Source organism: Rhodopseudomonas sp. BR0G17 (assembly GCF_010907025.1).
Lineage (GTDB): Bacteria > Pseudomonadota > Alphaproteobacteria > Rhizobiales > Xanthobacteraceae > Rhodopseudomonas > Rhodopseudomonas palustris_H.
Genome location: NZ_QUML01000009.1, coordinates 109565 through 121180, shown reverse-complemented (window position 1 = coordinate 121180; position 11616 = coordinate 109565). Strand labels below are relative to the sequence as shown.

Here is an 11616-nt window from a genome sequence, read left to right as displayed (position 1 = left end):
GCTCTAGATCCGCCGGCCGCTCTCCTTGTCGAACAGATGCGCGACGTCGGCGCGCGGCTGCAGATGGATCAGATCGCCGGGCGCGACCGGATGCCGTTCGCGGAACACCGCGATCACCTCCTGATCGCCGACCCGCGCAACGATCTGGGTTTCGGAGCCGGTCGGCTCGACCACCGCGACCTCGGCCGCAATGCCGCTGTCGGCGAAGTCGAGATGCTCGGGACGAATGCCGTAGGAGACGGTGCGGCCGTTGCCGTTCGCCGGCGCCGCCATCACCGGGAGCTTGGCGCCGCTGGCGGTCTCGACGTAGGGCTGGCCGCCGTTCACATTCAACGTGCCGTCGAGGAAGTTCATCGCCGGCGAGCCAATGAAGCCGGCCACGAACTTGTTGTCAGGCCGGTCGTACAAATCCAGCGGCGCGCCGATCTGCTCGACCACACCGTCCTGCATCACCACGATCTTGTCGGCCATCGTCATCGCCTCGATCTGGTCGTGGGTGACGTAAACCGTGGTGGTCTTCAGCCGCTGGTGCAGTTCCTTGATCTCGGTGCGCATCGCCACCCGCAGCTTGGCGTCGAGGTTCGACAGCGGCTCGTCGAACAGGAACACCTGCGGATCGCGCACGATCGCCCGGCCCATCGCGACGCGCTGGCGTTGGCCGCCGGAGAGCTGGCGCGGATAGCGGTCGAGCAATTTGCCCAAATCGAGGATGTCGGCAGCGCGCCTCACTTTGCTGTCGATGGTCTTCTGATCGGCGCCGCGCAGCTTCAGGGAAAAGCCCATGTTCTGGGCGACGGTCATGTGCGGGTACAGCGCGTAGTTCTGGAACACCATGGCGATGTCCCGCTCCTTCGGCTGCACGTCGTTGACGACGCGCTCGCCGATCGAGATCGTTCCTGCGGTGATTTTTTCCAGCCCTGCGAGCATCCGCAGCAAAGTGGATTTGCCGCAGCCGGACGGGCCGACCAGAACGACGAACTCACCATCTTCGATGGGAACAGTCACGCCGTGCAATACTTCGAAGCCGCCGAAAGACTTACGCACGTCGTGAATCTGCACCGACGCCATCCAGCACCTCCCGATGTCCCGCCATTTGTTGCGGTCGTTGCCGCCGGCGTGAGACTTATGTTGACGCAACTCTTAGCAGAATATTTAGCCGCTGTCGCGCTCGCAAATTAGTCCGGCGTGATCACACTACGCCGATTGCGTAGCGCGGTGCGACATGCCAGCATGCGCGCCGTTCCATGCTCAGCAAAGGCGCTCAAAACATCCGCTTCAAGGATGTGTGCGGTGCGGGAGACACGATGACGAAGCACGATGCCGGCAGCCCCCGGCGCAAACTCCGGTCCAGCGAATGGTTCAACGATCCGCATAATCCGGGAATGACCGCGCTCTATCTGGAGCGCTATTTGAACTACGGACTGACCCGCGCGGAACTGCAGTCCGGCAAGCCGATCATCGGCATCGCCCAGACCGGCAACGACCTGTCGCCCTGCAATCGGCACCATCTCGATCTGGCGCAGCGCGTCCGCGAAGGCATCCGGGCGGCCGGCGGCATCGCGATGGAGTTTCCGGTGCATCCGATCCAGGAAACCGGCAAGCGGCCGACCGCGGCACTCGATCGCAATCTTGCGTATCTCGGCCTGGTCGAAGTGCTGTTCGGCTACCCGCTCGACGGCGTGGTGCTGACCACCGGCTGCGACAAGACTACGCCGGCCTGCCTGATGGCGGCCGCGACCGTCAACATCCCGGCGATCGTGCTGTCGGGCGGCCCGATGCTCAACGGCTGGCACAATGGCGAGCGCACCGGCTCCGGCACCGTGGTGTGGAAGTCGCGCGAACGGCTTGCCGCCGGCGAGATCGACTACGAACAGTTCATGGAGATCGTGGCCTCGTCGGCGCCGTCGGTTGGGCACTGCAACACCATGGGCACCGCCTCGACCATGAACTCGCTGGCCGAAGCGCTTGGCATGTCGCTGCCCGGCTGCGCCGCGATCCCGGCGCCGTATCGCGAGCGCGGCCAGATCGCCTACGAAACCGGCGTGCGCGCGGTCGAGATGGTGTGGGAGGATCTGAAGCCGTCCGATATCCTGACGCGCAAGGCGTTCGAGAACGCCATCGTGGTCAATTCGGCGATCGGCGGCTCGACCAACGCGCCGATCCATCTCAATGCGCTGGCGCGCCACGTCGGCGTCGAGCTGTCGATCGACGACTGGCAGAGCGTCGGCCACGCCATTCCGCTGCTGGTCAATCTGCAGCCCGCCGGTCTCTACCTCGGCGAAGAGTATCACCGCGCCGGCGGCGTGCCGACGGTGGTGGGCGAATTGATGCGCCACGGCAAGATCCACCAGGACGCGCTGACGGTGAACGGCAAGACCATGGGTGAGAACTGCGCCGGCGCGCCCGCCCCCGATGGCGACGTGATCCATCGTTACGACACGCCGCTGGTGCATGACGCCGGCTTCCTGGTGCTGCGCGGCAATCTGTTCGATTCCGCGATCATGAAGACCAGCGTGATCAGCCTCGAATTCCGCGAGCGCTATCTGTCCAATCCGAAGGACCCGAACGCGTTCGAGGGCCGCGCCATCGTGTTCGAAGGGCCGGAGGATTATCACCACCGCATCGACGATCCGGCGCTCGATATCGACGAGCACTGCATCCTGTTCGTGCGCGGCACCGGGCCGATCGGCTATCCGGGCGGCGCCGAAGTGGTCAACATGCAGCCGCCGGCTGCGCTGATCAAACGCGGCATCCACTCGCTGCCGTGCATCGGCGACGGCCGCCAGTCCGGCACCTCGGGTTCACCGTCGATCCTCAACGCCACGCCGGAAGCCGCCGCCAATGGCGGGCTGGCGCTGCTGAAGACCGGCGACCGCGTCCGCATCGACCTCAACAAGGGCAGCGCCGACATCCTGATCTCGGACGAGGAACTGAAGCAGCGCCGCGCCGATCTCGCCGAGCATGGTGGCTTCGCCTATCCGAAGCACCAGACGCCGTGGCAGGAGCTGTATCGCTCGACCGTCGGCCAGCACGCCACCGGCGCCTGCATGGAGTTCGCCACCCGCTACCAGAACATCGCCGGTGCTGTCGGCGTGGCGCGGCATAATCATTGATGGGGCGGCTTGGGCACGGCACGTGCCCCATTATGATCATCATGCGCGGGCTTGACCCGCGCATCCATCATCACACGAAGAACGATGGATGGCTGGGTCAAGCCCGGCCATGACGTCGTCGGGAGGAAACAGCATGACCGACCGCCTGAAAGGCAAACGCGCGTTCGTCACCGCGGCGGCGGCGGGGATCGGGCGGGCATCGGCGATCGCGTTTGCGCGCGAGGGCGCCGAGGTGTTCGCGACCGATATCGATGACGCCGGGCTGGCGCCGCTCGCCGAGCACGGCATCGCGCGGACCGCGAAGCTCGACGTCCGCGACACCGCGGCAGTCGAAACGATCGCCCGAGAGGCCGGCACCGTCGACATCCTGCTCAACGCCGCCGGCTTCGTGCATCACGGCACGGTGCTCGACTGTTCGGATACGGATTGGGACTTCTCGTTCGACCTCAACGTCAAGTCGATGCACCGCACCATCCGCGCGTTTCTGCCCGCGATGTTGGAAGCGGGCCGCGGCTCGATCGTCAACATCTCGTCGGCCGCCGGCGTGTTCAAGGCGGCGCCGAACCGCTACGTCTATGGCGCAACAAAAGCTGCCGTCGCAGCGCTGACCCGTGCGGTCGCGGTCGATTTCATCACCCGCGGCATCCGCTGCAACGCGATCTGCCCGGGTACGATCGAAACCCCCTCGATGCTCGGCCGCGCCGCCGCGCTCGGACCGCAGGGCCGCGAGATGTTCGTGTCGCGCCAACCGATGGGCCGCCTCGGCAACGCCGAGGAGATCGCTGCGCTGGCAGTGTACCTCGCCTCCGACGAAAGCGCCTTCACCACCGGCGTCGCGCACATCATCGATGGCGGTTGGACGTTGTGAATACGTCACGCCGACTACGCGGCCTCATCCTGAGGAGGCTGCGCAGCAGCCGTCTCGAAGGATGAGCCAAGGGAGCCAGGCCGTGCCACCTCATGGTTCGAGACGGCGCTTCGCGCCTCCTCACCATGAGGAGCCGGATCGAGCAGCAAGGATGAGACTGCCATGAACACCATCGACCTCAACCATCGCTGCGCCGTGGTCACCGGCGGGGCGCAGGGGATTGGGCGGGCGATCGCGGAGCGGTTCGTTGCATCGGGGGCCAAGGTGGCGCTGTGGGACCACGATCTTGCGCTGGCCGAGCGGACCGCCAAGGAGATCGGCGACGACGTGACGATCGCCGTCGCGGTCGATGTCACCGATCCGGCTGCGGTCGACCGCGCACGTGACGCGACGCTGCAGGCGTTCGGCAAGATCGACATTCTAGTCAACAATGCCGGGATCGCCGGCGTCAACAAGACGGTGTGGGAGACCGACTACGCCGAGTGGCAGCGGGTGTTGAAGCTGAACCTCGACGGCCCGTTTCTGTGCTGCAAGTCTGTGGTGCCGTCGATGATCGCGCATAAATACGGCCGCATCGTCAACATGGCCTCGATCGCCGGCAAGGAAGGCAACCCGAACGCCGCGCACTACTCGGCCTCGAAAGCCGGCGTGATCGCGCTGACCAAATCTCTCGGCAAGGAGCTGGCGTCCTACGACATCTCGGTCAACGCCGTGACGCCAGCCGCGGCGCGCACCGCGATCTTCGACCAGATGACCCAGCAGCATATCGACTTCATGCTGTCGAAGATTCCGAAGGGCCGCTTCGTGCTGGTCGAAGAAGTCGCCGCCCTGGTGGCATGGCTGGCGTCGGAAGACTGCGCGTTCTCGACCGGCGCGGTGTTCGACATCTCCGGCGGACGCGCGACGTATTAAGCTGCGCACTTACCCCGCAACGTCATTCCGGGGCGCGCGCAGCGCGAACCCGGAATCCCGAGATGTTCTGTGCCGCGAGAGGCTTTGCTTCGGCGTGACCGAGTCTCCCCATGTCATCCCCGCGCAGGCGGGGATCCAGTATCCCAGGGCGTCGGCGATTACCACGAAGACTCTGCAATACTGGTTCGCCCGCCTGCGCGGGCGATGACGGCTTTTGGCAGTGGTGTTTGTCGTTCCGGGCATCGCCACTGGCGACAGCGCGAGAAAGCCCTGCCTCCTGCCCGAATGAGTCCCCCATGTCATCCCCGCGCAGGCGGGGATCCAGTATCCCAGGGCGTCGATGATAACCACGAAGGCTCTGCAATACGGGTTCGCCCGCCTGCGCGGGCGATGACGGTCGTTAGTCATTGCTTGCAGCAGATTCCGGGTTCGCGAGCTTTCGCTCGCGCCCCGGAATGACGGCGCGAGGATGTCGTGGAAGACACGACAGGCTGGAAGCGTCGCAGTGACAGGCAGCCGCGGATGGCCGACAGGGCTCAGCGAGCCGGCAGCCTCCCTTAGCCCTTCCCCTTGGTCCGGAAGATCACCGGCAGGCTGAAGGTCAGGCCTTCGTCGGCGACCAGCGGCGGGGGTGCGGGTACGGGGTCGGAGCGCTTGATCATGTCGAGCGCGGCCTGATCGAACGCGGCGTCGCCGGAGCCTTCGACGATCCGCATCGACAGCACATGGCCGACGCGGTCGAGTTCGAAGCCGACGACGATCCGCACGTTCTTCTGCGCGGCCTCCTTCGGGTAGCGCTTGTGCTTGTCGAGATACGCCACCAGCTCCTTCTGCCAGGTGGCGCGGATGCGGGCGGCGGCCTTGCCGACGCCCTGCGCGGGCGCGACCGAGCGCGGACCTTCCTTGGCGGACTCGTTGCTCGGCATCGCGGTGGCTTCAGCGGCGACCGACTCGGTCGAGGCCTGCTGCTGTTGCTGCGCCTTTTCCTTCTGCTCCTCGTCGACCTTCTTCGGCGTCTCGGTGGTGACGACGCGGTCCGGCTCCTCGGTCTCCTGCGGCGTGTCCTTCGGCAGGTCGGAGTCCTTGACCTCGGCCTTCTGCTCGTTGAGCGCCGGCGACGCCATCGACGCCTCGGTGTCCGGGCCCGGCGGCAGATCGGAGGCCTCGATCTTCGGCGACATCATCTCGACGCCGACCTCGATCGCCGGCGCGCCGAGCGCGTCGTCGTCGGCATCTTCCGGCATGCTGACCAGCGCCAGCGCGGCGCCGCCGACGTGCAACGCCACGGCGCCGACGGCGGCCATCAGCCAGAGCCGGTAGGTGCCATTGCGGTTGAGGTCAGGGTCGGTCATGCGATTGCGTTTCTAACAAAGTGCAACTGTGTTTGCGAGCGGGCCGGAGCAACCCGGCCGGCGAAGCCTTCAAAGGCTTTGCCTCTTCCCCTCGTGCGAGACGGCTAATTGCCGTCCGGCTTGGCGCCGGGCACCGCTTCCAGCGCCACCAGCTTGATCTTGGCGTAGCCGCCGGCCCGCAGCATCTCCAGCACGTCCATCAGCTCGCCATACGGCACCGCGCGGTCGGCGCGCAGGAAGATGAAGCGTTCCTTGGTCATGTCCGGCATGGTGTCGAGCGTCTTCACCAGGTCGACACGCTTGACCTGGTTCTCGCCGATCGCCACCGCGAGGTCGGACTTGATGCTGACATAGGTCGGCTTGTCCGGCCGTTTCTGCGGCGTGGCGCTCGAGGTCGGCAGGCTGACCGGAAGGTCCACCGTCGACAGCGGCGCCGCCACCATGAAGATGATCAGCAGCACCAGCATCACGTCGATGAACGGCGTGACGTTGATCTCGTGGGTCTCGTCGAAATCGTCGTCGAGATCGTCGGAATTGCCGAGCGAAACAGCCATCGCTCACTCCGCCGCGCGGGCGCGATGCGCGCTGCCGTGGCTGCGATCGAGATCGCGCGACAGCAGGCGGCCGGCGGCGCCGGACGCGCGGGCCACCAGTTCGAGGTAGACTTTGATCTCGCGCGAGAAGTGATTGTAGATGATCACCGCCGGGATCGCGGCGACGAGGCCGATCGCGGTGGCGAGCAGCGCTTCGGCGATGCCGGGCGCGACCACCGCGAGGTTGGTGGTCTGCGACTTCGAAATGCCGATGAAGCTGTTCATGATGCCCCACACCGTGCCGAACAGGCCGATGAACGGTGCGGTGGCGCCGATGGTGGCGAGGAAGCCCATGCCGCGGCGCATGTGACGGCCTTCGGCGCGCACATACTCGCTGAACGACGATGCCGCGCGCTCCTTGATGCCTTCATCGCTCGACAGACCGGCCGACAGCTTCGCCTCGCGCAGCGCGGCGGCGAGCAGCATTGACAGCACGCTGTGCTTGTCGCCGAGCGCCATCTGCGCCTCGGCGAGCGAACGGGACTCACCGATCTGCTTCAGCGAGCGGCGCAGCCGGAAACGAGCGCGGCCGAGCTCGACCTTCTTGGCGATGAAGATCGTCCAGGTGATCACCGAAGAGATCGCCAGACCGATCATGACGATTTTGACGATGATGTCGGCGTTGAGGAACATCGTCCACGGCGACAGCTCGGACAGGCCGGGCGTGACGCTACCCGGCTGATGCCCAGCCTCCGGCAGCGCCTGTGATGCAGCCGGCGCGGGAGCGGTGGCGGCCGGCGCGGGAGCGGCGGGTTGCGACGGTGCGGTGGCGGCGGGAGGCGATGCCGGCTGTTGTGCGACGGACGGCGCGAGCGGCGCGGACAGCGACAGTGCGATCAGGGCAACGCCGATCGATCGGAAGCTCAACTTGTTCATACTTCGGCCCAGTAGCGGATGAGGTTGTGATAAATACCGGTCAATTTGACCGTTTCAGGGTCATCGCGTCCCAGCCGCTCGACCAGGGCCTGAATGGCGTTGTCGAGATCGTAGATCATGCTGCGCGCCTGCGCATCACGTATCATGCTCTGCAGCCAGAAAAAAGACGCCACCCGTGCGCCGCGCGTGACCGGAGTCACCATGTGCAGGCTGGTGGACGGGTACAGCACGGCATCGCCCGCGGCCAGTTTGACCTCGTGCGAGCCGTAAGTGTCTTCGATCACGAGTTCGCCGCCGTCGTACTCGTCCGGCTCGGCCAAGAACAACGTGACCGACAGATCGGTGCGAATACGCAGACCGGTGAGATGATCACCGCGCACCGCATTGTCGACATGGATGCCGAAATGATGGCCGCCCGACGCCGCGTAGCGATTGAACAGCGGCGGGAAGATCTGCAGCGGCACCGCGGCGGAGACAAACTTCGGATTGCCGGTGAGCGCCGACACGATCCGCCGTCCGAGCGCACGCGCCAGATCGCTGTCCGGCGGCAATTGCTCGTTGCGCTTGACCAACGCCGACTGCGCGCCGGCGGTGGAGCGGCCATCCTCCCAATCGGCGGCGTCCATCAGGCGGCGGAATTCCGCGACCTCGGACTTCGTCAGAACCTCGGGAATACAGACCAGCATGGCCGCTCCAGTCTCGCGACGCGCTTACAGCGCGCCGCGTAGCGTCAGCCAGACCGAACGGCCCGGCGCGATGAACACGAACGGCGAATTCGATCGATAGAACGCGTCGTAGTAGGTGGTGTTGAAGATGTTGTTGACCGACAGCTTGGCGGTCATGTGCTTGTCGACCTTGAACTCGACGAAGCTGTCGAACCGCCAGTGCTCGGGCAACACGTTGCCGTTGATCGCCGCGAAGGTGCCGCCGTAGATCTTGGAGGCGTACACCGCCTGCCCGCCGACTTCCCAATGGTCGTCGAACTTGTACTTGGTGAGCAGGTTGAACGACTGATGCGCGATGTTGGCGAGCTGCGCGCCGACCGAATTCGGATCGATCGATTGCAGCACCTTGGTTTCCATCAGCACCAGGCCGCCGAACACGCTCCAGCGGTCGGTGATCTTGCCGGAGGCTTCGAGGTCGATACCGCGAACCCGATAGACGCCGGTCGACAGAATGTTGTTGCCGACGGTCTCGCGGGCGTTCGACTTCTGGGTTTCGAACAGCGATGCGGTCAGCAACAGCCGGCGATCGAACAGCTCCCATTTGGTGCCGACTTCCGCCGCCTTGTTCATTTCCGGCGGCAGCGCCTGGAAGGTGGCGTTGTTGACGACGAGGCCGCCGTAAGCGGTGCCCGAGGCGTCGAGTTCGGCGCCGACCGGGTTGGTCGAGGTCGCGTAGGCGGCGTACAGGCTGGCGTAAGGCAGCGGCTTCACCACCGCGCCGAGATTGTAGTTCCACATTCCCGACTGCACCGCGGTGGAGGTCGCCGCGGTGTGTCCGGTGATATTGTAATCGTCGTAGCGCAGGCCGCCGTTGAGGATGACGACGTCGTTCCAGTTGGCGGTCTCGATCACATAGGCCGACTTGGTGTCGACATTGATGAAGGTCGGGTTGTAGGCGCGCTGCGGCTGGGTGGCGAACTCGAACAGGTTCGGCGGCGCCAGCAGCGGCACGGTGATGCGGCCGCCGCTCTGGAAGCCGGCGAGTTCCGAGGTGAGGCCCGCGTAAGTGTCGCGCATCACGCTTTCGCGCGAGATTTCCGCACCGCCGACCATGGTGTGCTTCACCCCGCCGACGTCGAACTTGTAGGTCAGGTCGGTCTGGTTGGCGAGCACGTCGGTGGTCTGATAGCGGCTCTGCGACGCCAGCGAGACCGTGGTGGCGGTCGGATTGCTCGGCAGCGTGCCGATATAGTCGAGCACCGAATGCGCGGCGCGCGAGCGGTTGGTCAGGGTCAGGTCCGGCGTGATCGCAAACTCGCCGGTGACCGTGCCGAAATCCTGCTTGGCCTTCTGGAAGTCGCGATTGACGAAGCCGTAATAGGTTTCGCGCGGCACGTTGACGTCGGTCGACGGCCGGCGCAGCGCGGTGTTGTACGGCACGCCGAAATCCGGCAGGCCGTCGAGATCGGTGTGGACGTAGTTGGCGGTGACCTTGATGGCGTCGGTCGGCGTCCACTTCACCGCGGCCAGCGTGCCCCAGCGGTCGTCGGTGACGTAGTTGCGACCGGCGACCTTGGCGTCCTGGTACAGGCCGTCGACACGCACCGCCAATGTCGGGCTCAGCACCTGGTTGACGTCCACCGTGACGCGCTTGGTGGCGTCGGAGCCGAAGGTGGTTTCGGCCTTGGTGAAATTGCCTTCGGTGGTCGCCTGCTTGGTGACGATGTTGATGGCGCCGCCGGCGGTGCCGCGGCCCGCCATGGTCGAGGCCGGACCGCGCAGGATCTCGACCTGCTCGGTGAAGAAGTTCTCGCGGATCGAGATCGCCGGATCGCGGATGCCGTCGATGAACACGTCGTTGCGGGCGTCGAAGCCACGGATGAAGAAGCGGTCGCCGAACGCGTTGCCGCCCTCCCCGGTGCCGAGCGTGACGCCGGCGGTGGAACGCGCCACTTCGCGCAGCGAGGTCGCGTTCTTGTCTTCGAGCAGTTCCTTGGTCAGCACCGTCACGGTGCGCGGAGTGTTGAGCACCGGCTCGGTGAACTTGGTGCCGGACAGCCGATCGACTTTGTAGGGCGCGGCCGCATCCGCATAGGGGTTGCGATCCGCCGACAGCGTGCCGGCATTCGGAAACGGCACCGGCTGCACCGGGGTCGGCTGCGTGCGGCGCGCCGCCCGGCGCAGCGCGGTGCGGGCGCGCACCTGATCGGGCGTTGCGCGCACCGCAGCCGGTTTCGGCCGTGCCACCGGGGCATCGACGGTCACTGCCGGAAGACTCGACTGCTGCGCTTCGGCGCCGCCGATCGACGCCACCGCGATCATGCCGGCCACCGCCGACACCTTGCGGCCATGATGGCCGTCGAATTCGCTGAAAGTCCGAAGCGCTGCTTCCGCCCGCAACGACCTCGGTGCCTTTGCCCCGTTCATCCCACGCCCCCAGATGTGCTGCCGCTAATCAAGTGCAACAAAGGTGGTATCGAGCGGGGTATCGAGGGTCAACGAAGCGTCACGATCGAGAAGATGGAATAGTTCAAGATCAAAATCATTCTAAGAAACGACCTCCGTAAACATCCGGAAGCGCCGCACATCTCGGTACTTCGGCACCTCGAAGTGATCGATTGTTGCTCGTTTCATGAGCAGCGAGCGATGCGATGGAACATCGCTGTGGACATCACGCTGCGCGTGCGGACGCGCAGAGAGGCGCATACAGACCTGAGGGCTGACTTACTCCGCGGGGCTCGGCGGCTTCATCAACGAGAACATCTCGTCGACGGTTTGCTGCGCCGTGAGTCGCACCCGCTCGGTATCCACCATCCCGTCGATGCGGATGCCGCGGACCACCGCGCGGATCTCGTCGCGAAACTCGCTGAGGAATTGCAGCGGGTCGCGCTGCTCATTGGCGACGCGCGCAATCAGCCCGGTGATCAGGATCTGGCAGGCGATCATCCGGCCGTTGAGCTCTTCCATTCTGTACTCCGATCGCGCGGCAGCACATTCCCCCTGCCGCATCGAGCGCCGTGGTATGGCCGAGCTGCACGCAACTGACAATTGGAAGAGTTCTTAACTGGAGCTCATGCCCTGCCCGTCACCACGACCGGCGAGCGATCGATGGCGCTGCCGCAACCCAACTTCGCGCCCGCTCGATGAACCCTGCCGCTCCATGAAAGTTTAGCAATGTCATGCGGTTTGTGATGTGCTGGCGGCAATTGCCGCTATAGTTACCCCTCAATCCAGGCA

At 65.3% G+C, this 11616-nt stretch carries 10 protein-coding genes; 3 read left to right on the top strand and 7 right to left on the bottom strand.

Annotation, left to right across the window (positions count from 1 at the left end):
* Nucleotides 1–3 precede the first annotated feature (3 nt).
* Entirely contained in the window at nucleotides 4–1068 is a 1065-nt protein-coding gene (locus tag DY467_RS09745; protein ID WP_164635642.1) for an ABC transporter ATP-binding protein, read from the bottom strand.
* A gap of 236 nt (nucleotides 1069–1304) precedes the next feature.
* On the opposite strand from DY467_RS09745, the gene DY467_RS09740 reads away from it, so the two are divergent.
* From DY467_RS09740 to DY467_RS09730, 3 genes are all read left to right on the top strand, one after another.
* The gene (locus DY467_RS09740) at nucleotides 1305–3113 is read left to right on the top strand and encodes an IlvD/Edd family dehydratase (RefSeq protein WP_164635640.1); all 1809 of its coding nucleotides are present in this window, start codon (nucleotides 1305–1307) and stop codon (nucleotides 3111–3113) included.
* Nucleotides 3114–3246: 133 nt separating this feature from the next.
* Entirely contained in the window at nucleotides 3247–3981 is a 735-nt protein-coding gene (locus DY467_RS09735; protein ID WP_164635638.1) for an SDR family oxidoreductase, read from the top strand.
* Between the two features lie 162 nt (nucleotides 3982–4143).
* Nucleotides 4144–4893, top strand: a complete 750-nt coding sequence (locus DY467_RS09730) for an SDR family oxidoreductase (protein WP_164635636.1) — start codon at nucleotides 4144–4146, stop codon at nucleotides 4891–4893.
* Nucleotides 4894–5450: 557 nt separating this feature from the next.
* On the opposite strand, the gene DY467_RS09725 is transcribed toward DY467_RS09730, so the two are convergent.
* The 6 genes from DY467_RS09725 to DY467_RS09700 all read right to left on the bottom strand — a co-directional run bounded on the left by DY467_RS09725 (nucleotide 5451) and on the right by DY467_RS09700 (nucleotide 11346).
* Entirely contained in the window at nucleotides 5451–6245 is a 795-nt protein-coding gene (locus tag DY467_RS09725) for an energy transducer TonB (RefSeq protein ID WP_107356297.1), read from the bottom strand.
* Nucleotides 6246–6349: 104 nt separating this feature from the next.
* On the bottom strand, nucleotides 6350–6799 hold the full coding sequence (gene exbD / locus DY467_RS09720) for a TonB system transport protein ExbD (RefSeq protein WP_107356298.1): 450 nt from the start codon (nucleotides 6797–6799) through the stop codon (nucleotides 6350–6352).
* A 3-nt stretch (nucleotides 6800–6802) separates the two neighbouring features.
* The gene (exbB, locus tag DY467_RS09715; protein ID WP_107356299.1) at nucleotides 6803–7714 is read right to left on the bottom strand and encodes a tonB-system energizer ExbB; all 912 of its coding nucleotides are present in this window, start codon (nucleotides 7712–7714) and stop codon (nucleotides 6803–6805) included.
* Complete coding sequence (locus tag DY467_RS09710) at nucleotides 7711–8400, bottom strand: Fe2+-dependent dioxygenase (RefSeq protein ID WP_164635634.1); 690 nt, start codon at nucleotides 8398–8400, stop codon at nucleotides 7711–7713. The genes exbB and DY467_RS09710 overlap by 4 nt, the downstream gene beginning before the upstream one ends.
* A 24-nt stretch (nucleotides 8401–8424) precedes the next feature.
* Nucleotides 8425–10806: a TonB-dependent receptor gene (locus DY467_RS09705; protein WP_164635632.1), complete on the bottom strand. Its 2382-nt coding sequence runs from the start codon at nucleotides 10804–10806 to the stop codon at nucleotides 8425–8427.
* Between the two features lie 297 nt (nucleotides 10807–11103).
* The gene (locus DY467_RS09700) at nucleotides 11104–11346 is read right to left on the bottom strand and encodes a hypothetical protein (protein ID WP_011159021.1); all 243 of its coding nucleotides are present in this window, start codon (nucleotides 11344–11346) and stop codon (nucleotides 11104–11106) included.
* Between the last annotated feature and the right edge of the window lie 270 nt (nucleotides 11347–11616).